Here is a 15,550-nt window from a genome sequence, read left to right as displayed (position 1 = left end):
AACGTATGATACGGTGCACTGTAATGCGATCCATATCGTTCTTCGCCTGCGTTCTTTTAATGATTCAATCAGCAAATTGAGTATCATAGATCACCTTTAGGCCAGCTTTCTATAGGAAATAAAAATCACAGATAATGAAAATGAACAAAACAGGATGATCATACCTACCAATGTATGTAGAACACTTACATGGATACTCTGTAAGTAACCACCTATAAACCAAGAAGAGCAAATTGCCAAAACTAAGGCTGTAGATAATAAAGGGGCGAAATCTTTCCAATTATCTATTATGATTTTCCGTTTAGAATATCCATTGTTCCACTTAATTCTCATTTCATTATTTTTCTTTTCAATCCAAAATATAAGTACAGATAGACTATTAACTAACAGTATAAAGATAAAAATAATGGAAGTGATCAATTGCCTGTTTCCTCGATCAACGAGATGAAAAATATTTACATTTTCTCTTTCAAACAGAGTGACTTGTCCAAACATGTTCTCATTTCCGATAAAATTAAAACTATCTTGTACGCTTGAACTACTAACAATATATTCGACACTTGACGTGATATTATCCGCGTTTAAATTAAGTAAAATGGTGCGATCCATCCGAGTTGGAAGGTTGTAACCTATGGTCCCGATAACTTCATAATTCAAATTGTTAAATTCAATCATCTTTTTGTTATGAACAGTCTTGCGAATAGGCACATCTTTACCAATGACCGCTAGATGCGCATTAGATGTAAAGTCGGTCTCCTCGAAGAATCTTCCACTTGTTATATTAGGTGAAGCATAACTTCCTTTGTATACGACGCCACGTATATCCTCACCTCGTCCAAAAAATTTACTGAACAGCACACTGTTATGAGGAAGACTGTCATATAAAGATGTAAAATCAAAATTAGCCTGTGATGTTCTGAAAAATAGAGAATCCTCATCATAAAAATTATTACTGAGTTTCTGAATATGATTTACATTTTGATGATAAAACATCGTAAATAAACAAGAGAAACAGAATAGGCTCATAACAACTACCAAAAATATATCGAAAGCTCTAATTCTTGCTGTTAGACGAATAATATTCATGGGTATCCTCCAAGACAGGTCAAAAGGTGAATTAATATTATTATTTTTATAGCAAATATAGTAATGTATCGAGTGCAAAATTCAAATCAAACGAGAATTAATTAAATGCCGTAATATGTTTTAGCGACACCAGAGTTTGTTGTGCTATAGTATTCCCAATCGGAACGGGCATAAGATCTTCCTTTTTTGGAACTCCACACTCTACCAGAGTCTCCGTAAGATCCTCCACCCTGAAACCACGCACGCTCAAAGCGTGCTCTTGAGTAACTGTCTAATTTCACCGAGCCTTGTTTGGCTTGAGTATTTCCCCAAACTTGTCTGCTGCCTCGATCCCAATCTATTCCCGATTTGTGATCATAGGTGATAGATGAAGCTTGAACCACCTGGTCAGTAGCGAAAGTAACATTACCAGGGATCGTGATCTCTTCTTTCGTTGAAATAACCAGATTGGGATCGTTGGGTTGATTGGAATCTCCATCTGCATATGCAGGAATACTGCTTAATAATAGACCTGAGCACATTGCAACTGCCATAATTTTTTTCTTCAAAATGAACCATCCCTTCTCTTAATTCACCTCGTTAACCTGTTATAACATTATACACCTATTCCATATAATAGAAAATAGTACAATCATTTGTTTTTGAAATAGACACAAATATACCTTATTTAATAGTAGTAACTCAAATGATTTTTTCACGTATATAACAGGTATGACTAGTGATAGATATAATGGATAGGAGGATCATATATGGATTCACGCGAGACGTTGGACAAGGAACTTGAACAGATTTTGAAATGGGAGAAACAACAGAAAGACTTGTTTATTTGGGATAAAATCGGGCGTTTGCCCTTTGCGATGTTGGATAAAGTGATGCCTAAAGCGCTGAAACAGAAGATCGGAGATTCCTTGAACGACGTGGGTCAGTATGTGCAGAATGGGGGCAAGTTCCTCGTACAGAAGAAAAAAGTAGCCAAGCTGCTGCAAGAGGAAGCCGAGAGGTCCGGTTATTCCATGATGGATACGACCTATCGTCTGGAACAGGATGCTGAAGCTGAGGGCACAGCCAAGATTCATAGTGTAGAGAATCTGCCACTTCAAGTGCTTGATCAGGTGGCCGATAACATTACCGAGAGTCGAACGAAGTTTGCCGCGGCTCAGGGAGCAGCTACAGGTTTTGGTGGCATTGTAACCATTGCAGCAGATATTCCGATGGTAATGGGGCTTTCTCTGAAGGTGCTGCAGGAGATGGCACTATGTTACGGCTATGATCCCGATGAACCGCTGGAACGTATATTTATTGTCAAATGTCTGCAATTCTCTTCTGCCGATATTGTAGGCAAGAAAGCGATTATCGAAGAACTGGCCGCTTACGACGATCCGGACAAGCCAATTGAAGTGGTATCGCAGATGCAGGGGTGGCGGGAAGTGTTTAACTCCTACAGTGAATCCTTTGGTTGGAAGAAGCTGTTCCAACTCGTGCCGATTGCCGGCATGGTGTTTGGTTCGGTGAGCAACAAAAATACAATTCGAGATGTAGCCGAAGCAGGTAAAATGCTGTACAAAAAACGGCTGATCCTTCAGCGTTTGAAATAAGGTTACAGAATAAGTAGTATTATAAAAGAATATTTATATTGAAAGAGATGAATTTGTTATGTTAAACAAACAGGGTTTCTATGATCTTTTAGATAGCAATAATATCGTTTACGAAAGTATTGAACATCCCGCAGTATACACGATGGAGGAAATATTCTCTTATCAGATTCCGCATACAGAACGTATCGTTAAAAATCTGTTTCTGCGTGATGACAAGAAGCGCAACTATTATCTGGTGACGATTGCTGGGACGAAGTCCGTTGATTTGAGAAGTTTAAGCGAAAAGATACCTAGCCGCAAATTAAGTTTTGCCAGTGAAAAGGATTTGTTGGAATTCCTCAGATTGGAAAAGGGCCATGTAAATCCAATGGGAGTGTTTAATAACATACAGAAAAACGTGACGGTAGTTTTTGACAAGGATCTAGTCGGTCAGAAAATCGGAATTCATCCGATGGAAAATACGGCGACGGTATTTCTTGAATTTGAAGATGTGAAGGAACTGATTACAGCTCATGGCAGCAGCGTTATCATGTGTGACGTTGAATAATACGTTTGAAGCTAAATACGAGAAAAACATATATAACAAAAAAAGGTTCCTGCCGTTCTGTATATACAGAGATGGCGGGAACCTTTTTGTTATGGTTGAACTTTTTATTCATACTGTAAATGCAGGTGACTAAAGTGAAATCTAACGAAATCAGCAGACGTTATTTGGCGATATTTTAATAATCCCGATTTCTAAAGAATCTCAGACACGTTATTTCTGCATTTCAACGCACATTCCAAGGTTTTTGGCCTTTTTCTCGGGAATAGCGTCGCTCAGATTCTTTAGATTGGGAAACCGGCAGTATTCGTTCAAATAAGTGCTGTAAGGTTCGTTAGCGCAAGATAACGTCTTATAAGGGCGATGCTGCCACTTAAGGATTGGATCTAATATAGAATAAAAAGTGGACACCAGTTGATGTATTCTTTACTCTTCACTACCGTTTTCTTTGGCCCAGATATTCAGTAATTTATCGGATGGAAGCAGGAACGTGAAGATCCCGAGCAGGGGCAGGAAGCTGCACATCTGCATCACAGGTGATACACCGAAAACGTCAATCCAGTTCCCTAGCACGAGTGCGCCCAGACCTCCCATACCAAATGCCAGACCTGTGATCAGACCAGAAACCGTTCCAATTTTGCCTGGAATCAGCATTTGTGCATATACCACCGTAACCGAGAAGCTGGATAACATGATAAAACCAATAATGGTTAGCAGTACACCTGTCCAGAACAGATTCGCATAAGGTAACAACAGAGCAAGTGGAGCAGCTCCGGCCATGGACAGGAAGATCAGATTACGTTTGCCGAATCGATCCGCGAGAGGTCCTCCAAAGAACGTACCCAGTGCTCCCGCAGCCAGGAACAAGAAGATATAGATCTGTGCGTCCTCTGTGGATAATCCAAAAGTATCTTTCAGATTAAACGCATAGAAGCTGCCGATGGAAGCGATATACCAAGAACGAACAAAAACAAGCAAGATTAATATCGTAATGGCGGCAGTAATCTTTTTGCGCAAAGCAGGATTGGGTGCACGACGAGCAGCAGCCTGTCTACGCAGATATCCTCCCGATTGCAGCATACGTCCATACCAACGAGCTATGTAGATCTGAACTGCAATTCCCATGGCAGCAATGCCTGTAAATCCAATGGCACCGAACAGTCCAAACGGGATAAAGATCCAGCGTGTAAGCAATGGGGCAAGGGATTGCCCAGCGTTACCACCAACCTGGAAGATGGACTGTGCCAGTCCACGGCGTTGACCGGCAGCCATGTGTGATACACGAGAACCTTCCGGATGGAAAGCAGCGGAACCCAGACCGACAAAAATAACGGAAATCAGGACAGCCATATAACTGTCGGCGAAAGCCAACAGCAACATGCCGGTAAATGTAAAACCCATGCCAATGGGCAGGATAGATGGTGTCGGTTTTTTATCAGCAAACCAGCCTACGACAGGCTGCATAATGGAAGCGGTAAAGTTGATAGCAAATGAGATCCATCCGATTTGAGTATACGTGAGATGCATAGAGTCTTTCAGAATCGGAAAAATGGCGGGAATGACCGACTGGATTGAATCATTGAACAGATGAACCAGACTGATCGCAATGAGTATCCGGTATACGGTGCTTTGGGCATCCAATCCGGGTGGGTTTTTCGAACGCGCTGTGGCGTCCTTGGTTAATGAGGTTTGTGTAGACATGTACAATTCTCCTTTGGTCGCGGTCACGAGGGATCAGCGCCTGATGTTGTATTCTATGCGTGTAAGCATATTGTTACATAATAGGATAGATTGATTGGGCCGACAAGGGGAACAAAGGAAAACGTTGAAGAATTCAACTCTATTTCTGAGGTGTTTATTTATAGCATTACATTTACATAAAGAATCATATTACTTTAGCATCTAATGTAAGAAGATCCATATTTATGTGTAAGAAGGATAGAGGAGGGATCGATATGAAATCCTTATCACCTTATGAAACCGCCAAACGTGAGTTGGTAATGACCATTGTATATATGGCTGTAATAACGTTTCAGGCCATCTATGTTGCACCGAAATCTCTATCTGCTGCTATCGTCATCTTTATCATTTTTCAATCGATTGGTGTTTTGATGTTGAGACATTACATTAAAAAAGTCAAAGAACTAAAGGAAGATCAAGCCACTTGAACGTCAGTTGAATCGAGGATTTAGAAGAAAGCTGAACTTCGTATAAAAATCGTATAAACTGTAAAAAAACAAAAGCCGAACTTCTTCAGATGGAAGAGTTCGGCTTTTGCTTTTATTTTCGGAATCCATTAACGATTATCAATCGTCTCCGGGTACATATCATGGTTCATCATGCGGTGGTCAGCCATCTGTTCATACTTCGTTCCCGGTTTACCGTAGTTCGTATACGGGTCAATGGAAATGCCGCCGCGCGGTGTGAATTTGCCCCATACTTCAATGTAGCGCGGGTCCATCAGCTTGATCAGGTCGTTCATGATGATATTTACACAATCCTCGTGAAAATCACCATGGTTGCGGAAGCTGAACAGGTACAGCTTAAGTGATTTACTCTCGACCATTTTGATATCAGGAATGTAACTGATATAGATCGTCGCAAAGTCCGGCTGACCCGTAATCGGGCACAGGCTGGTGAACTCCGGGCAGTTGAATTTTACAAAATAATCGCGGTACGGATGTTTGTTATCAAAGCTCTCCAGGATGCCCGGATCATATTCAAACGTATATTTAACGTTCTGGTTGCCCAGCAACGTCACATCTTGCATCTCATCAGGTTGTCTCATCGGTTATTAAACGCTCCTTGTTTCCGCCAAAGCCCAAAGCCTCGCGGTATATATGAATAGGCCATTTGCCTGTTTAATTCTCTTCATTGTCTGAGGACATTTCGTCCGCATCTTTACATTATGCTGCCCATTCCACCAGTACTGCCCATCAGACGCCGCGTTTGTTGCCCCATACCAACGTATGAAGCTGCGGAAGCACACGAACGTTGTTCAGGTCATCAGATGCACTAACTTGGTCAATCAGCCACTCATAACGAGCAAGTAGCGAGGACGCCAGATCTGGCGTATCGGCAGAAGTCACATCCGGGTTCCCCGTTTGTAAAAATAGATCCGTGCCCGGATACCGCGCATGCACACGGCGGGCATAGTCCAGGTCTGTCTCATCGAAGATCACGATCTTCAGACTATGACTTCGTTCTACCGGGCCAGCGGCCAGCCGTTCGATCAGATCATCCAGCACGGCCCAATCGGTGTCCATGCCGGAGCTGGGTGGCTTGGGCGAGACGGTGACTTCGTCAATGTCCGCCAGCCAAGGCTGCCAGCGAGAGCCCTGCGTCTCCACCGCGGTGCGGATGCCGTTCTCCCGCAGCAGGGCAACCAACCCGCCCAGCGAAGCGAGCAGGGCGGGATTACCGCCAGAGATGGTGACATGGGAGAAACGCGTGCCGCCAACGCGGCGCAATTCTTCCCATACATCCTCTGGCGTAATCATCCGAATCTGGTCCTTGCCACTGCCGTCCCAGGTAAAGGCCGAGTCGCACCAGGAGCAGCGATAATCGCAGCCCGCGGTGCGAACAAACATCGTTTTTTGCCCGATGACCATGCCTTCGCCTTGAACTGTCGGACCAAAAATCTCCATCACAGGGATACGCGCCTCTTGGTTGCGTTCGCGCGACTGTCTCTGTTCTACAATACTACTCATCGATCATCCACTCCCGTCTCGCTTCCGCGTAACTGGTTGGTGTCTCGAAGAGTCGGACAAACTCCGTCCGACCACCATCGGTCAGCCCGGCATAGGGCTCCGTCTGGAGCGCATGTTCCATCTGTTCGAACAGCCATACGACCATATTTTCAGCCGTTGTATTCATTAAAGGAAGTGTCTCGTTGAGGTACTGATGATCCAGATAGCCCTCAATCTGAGTTTTCCATATATCTTTGATATGTCCAAAATCAACTGTCAGCCCGGTTTCACCCGGATAACCGCTGATGCCAAAAATAACTTTATACGTATGACCGTGCAGGTTTTTGCACTTGCCTTCATAACAATGCAGGTGATGTGCTGCGTCAAAGGTGAATTCTTTGCTTACAAGCACACGTTTGCGGTGATAGCGCAGCTGGGTGGGTAGAATATCTTCTCCGATGCGTTGCAGATGCTCTACAATACGGAATGTTCCGGGTTCTCTCATCGTACATCCACTCCCGCAGATTCAGCTGCACGTTGCTGTACATAGCGATCCAGTCCGGCTTTGCGCAGTTTGCAAGCAGGGCATTCTCCGCATCCATCGCCGATCACGCCGTTATAACAGGTCAGGGTACGCTCGCGGACATAATCAAAGGCACCGAGATCATCGGCCATCTTCCATGTTTGGGCTTTGTCCAGCCACATGAGTGGGGTATGAATGACAAATGGGTAGTCCATCGACAGATTAAGTGTCACATTCATCGATTTCACAAATGAATCCCGGCAATCCGGGTATCCGCTGAAATCCGTCTCACATACACCTGTAACCAGGTGACGTGCTCCTTTTTGCTTTGCCATAATGGCCGCAAAACTGAGGAACAGCAGATTTCGTCCATCTACAAATGTACTTGGCAGCTCGCCTTCTTCATGTGTAATCTCTACATCCGTGCGAGTGAGGGCATTCGGGGCAAGCTGGTTTAACAGGCTCATATCCAGTACCGTTTGCTGTACACGCAGATCACGAGCGATCTCGGCTGCACATTCAATCTCCAGCTTGTGGCGCTGGCCGTAATCAAACGTAACGACCTCGACTTCGGCAAACTGTTGTTTGGCCCAGAACAGACACGTGGTACTATCCTGACCGCCGCTGAATACTACGACTGCTTTTTCTTCGTTCAACATAAAAAAACCTCTCTATCTTCTTGAGATCAAACCATGCACGTAGGCATAGAGTGTCGGAAGAACAGAGAAGTTCATGAACTGGCATCCATCAAAAAACACACTTTCTCGATAACCGCTTCAAAAAAGCAGGTAAGAGTAAGTGTCCTTAGTTTTTTACGTACCTGATTGCATAGTGACCGCAACGTGTACGCAAGACTTATACTGACCATCACATGGTCAAGTCTTATAGAGGGAGTTCGCGAACCTCTCCCATGCCACAGGCATGGATTTTCTTCTTTAATTGTCTGAACCATTATAACATGAAACCGTGTGGTGACCACCCCACTGGAGCATAGTGGCAGCTAATCGGTCGGCTCCATCAACTAACAGCTTATTTGATCAGTTTATTTGATCAATACATTGCCAAAAGGAATCACTTCTTTCAAAATTCGTTTGAACAGTCCCTCATCGTTACGATCCTGTTCCAAGCGGTGATTCTCACGTCCAGCCTGAAAGAGTACAGATCCATGTCCTGTCATCTTCCAATGATAATTCATATGCTGACTGGCAAGGTTGTTACCATATACGGTGAGTTCCAGATGTGCATTTTCGGGATAGGCAATAATGCTGCCAGCATCCACATAAAGCGGCGCTGTTGGGTGAAGTTCCTGTTGACAGACCTGGCCTTGAGTGAGCAATCCGATTTTGCCTTTGCCGGAAAATTTCATTTTCACTGCATCACGGGTGATCAGCATGTTTTTGATTTTCTGAATTTTGGTATGCATGGTTACACCATCAGAGTAGAAGAACAGGTGGCGGAAGTCATAGAGCAGATCACTGTCCTCCGTGAGCTCCACTTCCTTCATCGTGAATCCGGGAGGCAGGGCAGCCACAAATTGGCAAGGTCCGGTGATTTCGGATTTAATCAGCTTTTTTTTGCGATATATGCCCGTGATATTCATGAATTTATCATTGCGACTCCCACTTGGACCGCGGAAGGCCACAATTTGCTGCGGATGCAAAATATGAAGGCGGTCATCTTTAATGAGTGAAAATGTGACGACTTGTCCTGCTCCGCCTGCTTCAGCATTGTTCAGGTGTATGTTCATGCAGTTGCTCCTGTTCTTTTATACTCGGCCCGAACGGCGACGCATTCCCCAGCGCATCACACGAATCAGAACAAAGTAACCCAATATGAGAGAAACGACAGTGATGATCGTCGTCTGAATTCGTTTGGTGGTAGCTGCTTTGGCATTCTGGTCGTCCTGTAATTTACTTACCATTTCAGTGAGTTTCTGGTTCTGAGCCAGCAGTTGTTCGTTCTGGGTCTTAAATGCTTCGACATTGGCCTGGGCTTGTCCCAACTGAGCGGACGTTTGATTTAGTTGCTCCATCGTTTGCTTATAACTTTCCTGCAGAGCGTTCACTTCTCCGGGAAGTTCGGAGACTCGCTCCCATCCGCTGTATATATCCGTAAAAATATTGGCACTGGCTGCACTTACTGTTGAAGCGATCGAAACGGTAAATAGAATGCATGTGGTGAATAACACCCGAATGAAATAACCCTGAATGGATTTTGGCATCGTTAACACCTCTTTCTTCGGTTAGATAGATCAATCGCCGAATTCGTCGTCTATTGTTGAAATACGGCTCTTACATTATACGTCAAAACCGGGACGATGGGTTCAAGATGATATCGTTTTATTACCCGAAATATTTAAAATTATTTAGGAACAGGGCTGTTTAACTTACAAATCTGTGGGGTAATAGAACGATAGGCAAGCACACCGGACCGTTTTACAGATCTTTTACTTCAGTTCCGGGTGCATGCTATTCACAAATGCGCAATTTAATGAACGATACCAATATATCCGATTGAATATAAGATCGTGAACATGAAGGAGTAGAAACATATGTACACAACAGATCAGAACACATCAACCAAAACAATCATGATCACTGTGAATGGAGAGCCAGTAGGGCGTAAGCTGGTCATTGACAGTGTCACCTATGCACCGGTAAACGAAGCAGATGGTGTACAATATTTACACAAAATGGGAATCGATCATCCTACTGTTTAATTTGGGACTTGTCATAGATAAGTGATTGATAAGCTTGGCCTAGTGCCAGGCTTTTTCGTCGTTTATTGTCGTATTGAGACGGATTTAGGGATATAAAACTAATATATTGGAAAAATTTAATGAGAACATGTGTTCCGTGACAATATAGTGTCCATTCACCCTGATAACTTAGAAGATAATACATATAAATCGGGGGAGAGACTACCAGTGAACTCAGTCTTTGAAGTATCTTATTCGTGGAATAAAGAGGCCATACCGACAGGGGGAGCCGACCCCGTATATATGATGGTAGAGTGGCGTAACGGTGCCCCTGCCAAAAGACTTAGGAAAATAGCACCCAAAATTGTATCAAGAGATTTGGAACTTTTGCTCAAACCGGAATATGGAGTGCAGCTAAAAGGCATCTATGGATGTCGTTCCAAAGAAACGGATATTGGCTGGTTATTGAGGCTTGGGGATATGTACAAGGGAGAAAGTAAACAAATTTTGCTTGAATTCGTCATGGGACCTCGTGTATCAGGAAAAGCTGCCGTATGTTCAGCCTACTGGAGCACAAGGAAGTTGAAGCAAAGTCAACGTGTATTGTTACGAAGAGAACAGTTGTATATTCAGTACACCAGTCATCTGGGTATGTTGCGCCAGCCGGAAGATCCCAAGGTGGAGAAGACGATCAAATTAAGTGAAACCGTGCCCCTGATCAAACAAGCCCTGCGCGCCTACGAAAGAGGCCGGGTTCAGGAGGGAAGTAATATGTTGCGTCGCCATGCTGATGCGTTGTTAATTGAAGCTGCACGGAAGCAAGATCTGGACTATTACGCGGAAGCCGAGATCGTTGAAAAGCTGCGTTATCACTACGGGATCACCTTTACAACAGGATATCATGATCGTGAAAAAAAGATATTAGGGGAATAGGGTTGATTTCAGATGGTAACGGTATAGAGAGAGTCTACATATTTGAAGGTGAAGTTTAGGAGAAGGTCGAATGTATGTATCAATATCATATTAAACAATGGATGGAGTTGTATCAAATTTATTGAAACAACATCGTGGAGGGTCCGGCAAAATGACAGACCGACTAATCCGATTAATGCGCATTATCACACTGGTGCAGGCCAAGCCGGGCATACTGGCACGTGAGCTCGCCCAGCGATGCGAGACGACGGAAAGGACGATATACCGCGACATGGAGGCCCTCAGTGCAATGCATATCCCGATCGCCAATATGGGACACGGACAAGGGTACATGTTTATCAGCCAATTTGCCATGTATCCGCTAAATTGGTCTGATGAAGAAGCCCAAGCTTTCATGCATCTTGCTGAAGTTATGGAGAATATTCGTCCTTTGCTGAAACCTGCTTTTGAGAGCGCTTATGAGAAAGTGGTTGCTTCGAGTCAGAAAAACAAAACAGAACGAGTGGAATGGTCGGAGCAAATTAGTGGATTGTTCAAAGCGGGATTGCCCGCATGGCAAAATGAAAACAACGATTCGCAGAATCAATCCATGATTACCCTGCTTCAGGCTGGCATTTCACAGAACACCATTGAAGGGGAGTATCTGTCTCAAGGTAAAAAAGGGATCGTACGTATAGATCCTTACTGTCTTATCCCTCGTGAATACAGATTTGAGCTGTTAGGGTATTGTCACCTGTCGGAGAAACTTCGAATATTTCAGGTGAGCCGGCTGCAAAAGATACGGATATTGCCACGCACGTTTCGCAAAGAGGATTATCTGATGCAATCGCACTTCCGCATTCCTTGGGCATACGAGGGAAGTACGGAGTGGACTGCGTTCAAAATTCGATTTGCACCCCATGCTGTGGAGCGTGTGATGCAGGAGCAATTTTTTATGCGACCCATCCTAACCATTGAACCGGAAGGTAGCCTGTTATTTGAAGCCATATTAAGTGATGTTGACGAATTTCTCGTATGGATATCTAAATATGGACCTGATGCGGAAATTCTCGAACCTGAGATCTGCCGCATCAAGATGAAAGAACGCCTAAACTATTGGCAACAAATGTACAATAAAAGTTGAGATTAGAATGCCATCCATCCTAAGCCAAGACACGATTAAGTACTGTGCTGTGGACGGTTACTCTTTGGTTTTGAAAAGGCTTGCCAGATTGCCAAATGGAGATTCTTTTTCTTCATCTTCTGTGGAGCTGGAATAGACAACCTTGGAAGTAATGCCCTCATCATCGGCTGCACAGTTGTTTTCCAGAGTGAAACGGTCAAATTGATGCATAAACACCTTGGCTGTATTGATGGCATCATCCAAGGCACGGTGCTGGGTACCATCAAATTCAATTCCGCAGATTTCAAGAGCCTGAGCGAGTCCGAGTTGACGGAACTTTCCCTCTTTACGAACGGTTCGGGACCATTGTTGCTGGAGATCGTTATGATTGGTGATCCAGGCCACATCAAGTTGATGGGTGCGACAATGAGAGATCAGTTTGCTGCGGTCATCGGGTCCCCAGGAACACATGTAATAGGGGTCACTTCCCATCCAGGCAATGAATTGGTTCAATGCTGCCGGAAAAAGAGGCGCTGCATCAATATCTTTCTGTGTGATACCTGTAAATTGAATTGTGTCAGTGGACAGAACAGACTTATTGGAAGGACGAACATACGTATGGAACGTATCCGTTACGACCAATCCATCCGCACTTTCCGTAACTTTGACGGCACCGATATCAATAATTTCAGAAGAATAGCGAGTATTGCGGCTTACCGTGAATTCAAGATCATATATGATATATGGCATAGGACAAGCTCCTTTATCAATTAATACCTGTGATAGCTTTCTATTTCTCTATATTACAGGGAACGTGCTGCCATGTCAGCCATCGCTATAGAATTCATTGTAGTCAGGATGAACGGACAGTCTGAGTGTTTAATGATCTTTCTGATGCATTTCCGGTTTTGGTAAGTCTTTACTTCACAAAAAGTGGTCGTTATAATGAGGAAAGTTAGGGACTTTCCTATATTTTGTTTGTATCTATGGCAACATCAAAGTAGAACTTTCCGTCTTATTATCAAAACTTCCTAACACCGTTTGAAGTGTTGGGGAGTTTTTTATTATTTATGGCATACTCATGTAGGAAAGGAGAAAAAGTTAGTCGGTTGTTGGTATAACATAGGAAAACTACTTCACGAGTTAGTATTATTGAATTTAAAGTACATATGGAGGTTTGTTTCTTTGATTAGTAGAAAATTGAAAATAACAGCAATTACAGCTAGTGTGTTTATTGTTTTAATGAGCGCTGCATATGGTGCATTCTATATTTGGAACAAGAATTATAAATTTAATAATAATTATGTATGGCAGCCTTTGGAGGACGTGCAATCTACACTAAACCTGAAAGATTCCTATAACGTTATTGTAGCTGGAACGGATCCGGAAGGTATTACCGCTGCCTTATCAGCTGCTCGTAATGGGATGCGTGTATTGCTGGTGGAAGCAAGAGATCGCAACATGTTGGGAGGATTGTTGACCGAGGGAGGCCTTAATACGCTGGATCTAAATTATTCCCCTGAACAACCGCAGTTATTGAGTAGTTTACGGCAGCCTGACTTTTTGAACAAAGGCATTTTCCAGGAATGGTTTGACCAGATCGAGGGTAGTTCATTTGATACCAATACAGCGGCTAACATTTTCTATCGGATGGTTCGTTCTGAACCTAATATTGACCTGTTGATGAATGCTAAGGAATTAGTTCCACTTACTGAACAATCTACGGGAGATCACACGACAATAACGGGTATGAGTATAACTAAAGAAGATGGAACAACTGTTCAGATCTCAACCCGCTCCATCATTGATGCGACGCAAGATGCGGATATTGCAGCCGCTGCAGGAGTTCCATATTCCATAGGCAGACAAGATATTGGAGATGGTAAATCCAAAATGGTCTCTACGCTTGTATTCAAGCTAAGCGGTGTTACTGATGAGGTATGGCAAAAGTTTAGGGAAAGAGAGGGAACCGGGGTTGATAAGATGAGTGCTTGGGGGTACGGTGATGCTAGAAAATATGAATGCTCCAATCCACAACATATTAAGATTCGCAGTCTGAATATCGGAAGACAAAATGATGATACAATCTTGATTAATACGATGCAAATCTTTGGGGTAGATCCGTTAGATCCGATATCTGTGAAAAAAGGTCTGGAAATCGGGCGTAAAGAAGCCCCGCTAATTGTTGATTTTCTGAAGAAAAATTATGATGAATTTGCAGGGCTAGAATATGCTGGAACAGCGAACGAACTTTATGTGAGGGAGTCACGTCATATCTATGGCGAGTACCGATTAACATTAGCTGATGTCATGGAAAATCGTGATCATTGGGATGCCATCGGATACGGCTCATACGATATTGATATTCAGAGCACAAGTGTTGGAAATCCCGGCACAATTATGTTAAGTCCAATTCAATATGGTGTACCCTTTCGCTCGCTCGTACCACTAAAGGTTGATGGTTTGCTCGTCGTTGGACGTGCAGCAAGTTATGATACAATCCCACACGGTAGTGCAAGAGTTGTCCCACTGGGAATGGCAGAGGGAGAAGCAGCAGGGGCAGCGGTCAAGCTGGCATATATCCATAAGGAGTCCTTCCGCGAACTCTCAACTTCAGAAGAGCGAGCATCTGAACTACGTAAGATGCTGGAGAATCAGGGTATGGATCTGAAAGTACATCGTTTCGAGCAGCCTGATTACATGGAGCATAAGGATTACAAGGGATTATTGGCTGCAGCGAGTATGTATATGACTTCAGGCAATTATAATAACGATGGTTGGGAACTGGATAAAGGAATGAATCCAGAACGATTTTTAAGTAAATTGAAAAGAATGCAAGCGATGTTTCCAGAAGCCTACACAGGCAGTGCCGACCAAGCTCTAGCAAATATGGAGAATGCCGTAACCCTACCTTTAACATTGGATCATGCTGCGTATATGTTATGTCTGGCAATGGGATCTTCAGAAACTGAAACTTCACTTGAACAGGCACTTGCTCAATTGCAAACGCAAAACTTTATAAGTGACAACACGCTTGCTGGCATTGCTGACAAGAACAATCTTACCAATGGGGATGCGTTTATGCTCATTCGTGATGTAGTGGAGTATTATTCTGGAGTTGTATTCGACTAATTGGTTGACAATTACTTGTAAATGAACTAATGTGGTCAAAAATGATAACAGCGTTATAACGAGGACATGATTGTGCAAGCCAGCTTCAACAGAGAGGGGACAGTGTGGTGCAAGGTTCCTGTAGCTGCTTCATAAATTCCTACCTCGCGAGCTGCGGAAGAGAATGCCCATACAGGGTTGCAACCTCCGCCGGCAGGGCCCGTTATGCCCCGTAGGACTGCATGTTACAGATCGCATAGGTTGCGAAC

17 protein-coding genes are annotated in these 15,550 nt (G+C 43.6%); 7 read left to right on the top strand and 10 right to left on the bottom strand.

The features are described 5' to 3' along the window. Positions 1-96 precede the first annotated feature (96 nt). On the bottom strand, positions 97-1,086 hold the full coding sequence (locus BLS69_RS17740) for an ABC transporter permease (protein WP_091033976.1): 990 nt from the start codon (positions 1,084-1,086) through the stop codon (positions 97-99). A 101-nt stretch (positions 1,087-1,187) separates the two neighbouring features. Next, on the bottom strand, positions 1,188-1,634 hold the full coding sequence (locus BLS69_RS17735; RefSeq protein WP_091033973.1) for a hypothetical protein: 447 nt from the start codon (positions 1,632-1,634) through the stop codon (positions 1,188-1,190). A 201-nt stretch (positions 1,635-1,835) separates the two neighbouring features. Here BLS69_RS17735 and BLS69_RS17730 point away from each other — a divergent pair, with 201 nt between their 5' ends. Together BLS69_RS17730 and BLS69_RS17725 are read left to right on the top strand one after the other, a co-directional pair. Continuing rightward, positions 1,836-2,681: an EcsC family protein gene (locus BLS69_RS17730; protein WP_091033971.1), complete on the top strand. Its 846-nt coding sequence runs from the start codon at positions 1,836-1,838 to the stop codon at positions 2,679-2,681. Between the two features lie 58 nt (positions 2,682-2,739). Further along, positions 2,740-3,228, top strand: coding sequence for a prolyl-tRNA synthetase associated domain-containing protein (locus tag BLS69_RS17725; protein ID WP_091033968.1), 489 nt, complete (start codon positions 2,740-2,742; stop codon positions 3,226-3,228). Positions 3,229-3,651: 423 nt separating this feature from the next. Here BLS69_RS17725 and BLS69_RS17720 read toward each other — a convergent pair whose 3' ends face one another. Further along, complete coding sequence (locus tag BLS69_RS17720; RefSeq protein ID WP_176872761.1) at positions 3,652-4,926, bottom strand: MFS transporter; 1,275 nt, start codon at positions 4,924-4,926, stop codon at positions 3,652-3,654. Between the two features lie 254 nt (positions 4,927-5,180). Here BLS69_RS17720 and BLS69_RS17715 point away from each other — a divergent pair, with 254 nt between their 5' ends. Continuing rightward, entirely contained in the window at positions 5,181-5,393 is a 213-nt protein-coding gene (locus BLS69_RS17715) for a hypothetical protein (protein ID WP_091033965.1), read from the top strand. Between the two features lie 128 nt (positions 5,394-5,521). Here BLS69_RS17715 and queF read toward each other — a convergent pair whose 3' ends face one another. The 6 genes from queF to BLS69_RS17685 all read right to left on the bottom strand — a co-directional run bounded on the left by queF (position 5,522) and on the right by BLS69_RS17685 (position 9,658). Then, a complete protein-coding gene (gene queF, locus BLS69_RS17710; RefSeq protein WP_017690202.1) occupies positions 5,522-6,013 on the bottom strand; it encodes a preQ(1) synthase in 492 nt (163 codons plus the stop codon). A 148-nt stretch (positions 6,014-6,161) separates the two neighbouring features. After that, positions 6,162-6,935 (bottom strand): 7-carboxy-7-deazaguanine synthase QueE, encoded by a 774-nt coding sequence (gene queE / locus BLS69_RS17705; RefSeq protein ID WP_091033963.1) that lies wholly within the window; start codon positions 6,933-6,935, stop codon positions 6,162-6,164. Then, complete coding sequence (queD, locus tag BLS69_RS17700) at positions 6,928-7,419, bottom strand: 6-carboxytetrahydropterin synthase QueD (RefSeq protein WP_036611465.1); 492 nt, start codon at positions 7,417-7,419, stop codon at positions 6,928-6,930. Before queD ends, queE begins: the two co-directional genes overlap by 8 nt. Then, a complete protein-coding gene (queC, locus tag BLS69_RS17695; protein ID WP_091035125.1) occupies positions 7,416-8,093 on the bottom strand; it encodes a 7-cyano-7-deazaguanine synthase QueC in 678 nt (225 codons plus the stop codon). Before queC ends, queD begins: the two co-directional genes overlap by 4 nt. A 386-nt stretch (positions 8,094-8,479) precedes the next feature. Further along, positions 8,480-9,184, bottom strand: a complete 705-nt coding sequence (locus tag BLS69_RS17690; protein WP_091033959.1) for an AIM24 family protein — start codon at positions 9,182-9,184, stop codon at positions 8,480-8,482. Positions 9,185-9,202: 18 nt separating this feature from the next. Beyond that, positions 9,203-9,658 carry a hypothetical protein gene (locus BLS69_RS17685; RefSeq protein WP_036611459.1) on the bottom strand — a complete coding sequence of 152 codons (456 nt, stop codon included), beginning with the start codon at positions 9,656-9,658 and terminating at the stop codon, positions 9,203-9,205. A 330-nt stretch (positions 9,659-9,988) separates the two neighbouring features. Here BLS69_RS17685 and BLS69_RS32185 point away from each other — a divergent pair, with 330 nt between their 5' ends. From BLS69_RS32185 to BLS69_RS17675, 3 genes are all read left to right on the top strand, one after another. Next, complete coding sequence (locus BLS69_RS32185; RefSeq protein ID WP_017690196.1) at positions 9,989-10,156, top strand: hypothetical protein; 168 nt, start codon at positions 9,989-9,991, stop codon at positions 10,154-10,156. Between the two features lie 207 nt (positions 10,157-10,363). Continuing rightward, complete coding sequence (locus tag BLS69_RS17680) at positions 10,364-11,068, top strand: hypothetical protein (protein WP_091033957.1); 705 nt, start codon at positions 10,364-10,366, stop codon at positions 11,066-11,068. Positions 11,069-11,219: 151 nt separating this feature from the next. Next, positions 11,220-12,191: a helix-turn-helix transcriptional regulator gene (locus BLS69_RS17675; RefSeq protein ID WP_165980359.1), complete on the top strand. Its 972-nt coding sequence runs from the start codon at positions 11,220-11,222 to the stop codon at positions 12,189-12,191. 57 nt (positions 12,192-12,248) lie between these two features. On the opposite strand, the gene BLS69_RS17670 is transcribed toward BLS69_RS17675, so the two are convergent. Then, positions 12,249-12,920, bottom strand: a complete 672-nt coding sequence (locus BLS69_RS17670; protein ID WP_017690193.1) for a 3'-5' exonuclease — start codon at positions 12,918-12,920, stop codon at positions 12,249-12,251. A 435-nt stretch (positions 12,921-13,355) separates the two neighbouring features. Between BLS69_RS17670 and BLS69_RS17665 the strand changes: the two genes are divergently transcribed. Beyond that, the gene (locus tag BLS69_RS17665) at positions 13,356-15,302 is read left to right on the top strand and encodes an FAD-dependent oxidoreductase (RefSeq protein WP_256332320.1); all 1,947 of its coding nucleotides are present in this window, start codon (positions 13,356-13,358) and stop codon (positions 15,300-15,302) included. The last annotated feature ends 248 nt before the right edge of the window (positions 15,303-15,550 follow it).

Origin of the sequence: Paenibacillus sp. CF095 (assembly GCF_900101225.1) — a bacterium.
In the GTDB taxonomy this organism is placed as follows: Bacteria; Bacillota; Bacilli; order Paenibacillales; family Paenibacillaceae; genus Paenibacillus.
This window is presented reverse-complemented; position numbering and strand designations above follow the sequence as displayed.

Bases quoted from the DNA above. Each gene is read 5' to 3' on its own strand.
- BLS69_RS17740 (WP_091033976.1), bottom strand. From the start codon at position 1,086: ATGAATATTATTCGTCTAACAGCAAGAATTAGAGCTTTCGATATATTT.
- BLS69_RS17730 (WP_091033971.1), top strand. From the start codon at position 1,836: ATGGATTCACGCGAGACGTTGGACAAGGAACTTGAACAGATTTTGAAA.
- BLS69_RS17725 (WP_091033968.1), top strand. From the start codon at position 2,740: ATGTTAAACAAACAGGGTTTCTATGATCTTTTAGATAGCAATAATATC.
- BLS69_RS17720 (WP_176872761.1), bottom strand. From the start codon at position 4,926: ATGTCTACACAAACCTCATTAACCAAGGACGCCACAGCGCGTTCGAAA.
- BLS69_RS17715 (WP_091033965.1), top strand. From the start codon at position 5,181: ATGAAATCCTTATCACCTTATGAAACCGCCAAACGTGAGTTGGTAATG.
- queF (WP_017690202.1), bottom strand. From the start codon at position 6,013: ATGAGACAACCTGATGAGATGCAAGATGTGACGTTGCTGGGCAACCAG.
- queE (WP_091033963.1), bottom strand. From the start codon at position 6,935: ATGAGTAGTATTGTAGAACAGAGACAGTCGCGCGAACGCAACCAAGAG.
- queD (WP_036611465.1), bottom strand. From the start codon at position 7,419: ATGAGAGAACCCGGAACATTCCGTATTGTAGAGCATCTGCAACGCATC.
- BLS69_RS17690 (WP_091033959.1), bottom strand. From the start codon at position 9,184: ATGAACATACACCTGAACAATGCTGAAGCAGGCGGAGCAGGACAAGTC.
- BLS69_RS17685 (WP_036611459.1), bottom strand. From the start codon at position 9,658: ATGCCAAAATCCATTCAGGGTTATTTCATTCGGGTGTTATTCACCACA.
- BLS69_RS32185 (WP_017690196.1), top strand. From the start codon at position 9,989: ATGTACACAACAGATCAGAACACATCAACCAAAACAATCATGATCACT.
- BLS69_RS17675 (WP_165980359.1), top strand. From the start codon at position 11,220: ATGACAGACCGACTAATCCGATTAATGCGCATTATCACACTGGTGCAG.
- BLS69_RS17670 (WP_017690193.1), bottom strand. From the start codon at position 12,920: ATGCCATATATCATATATGATCTTGAATTCACGGTAAGCCGCAATACT.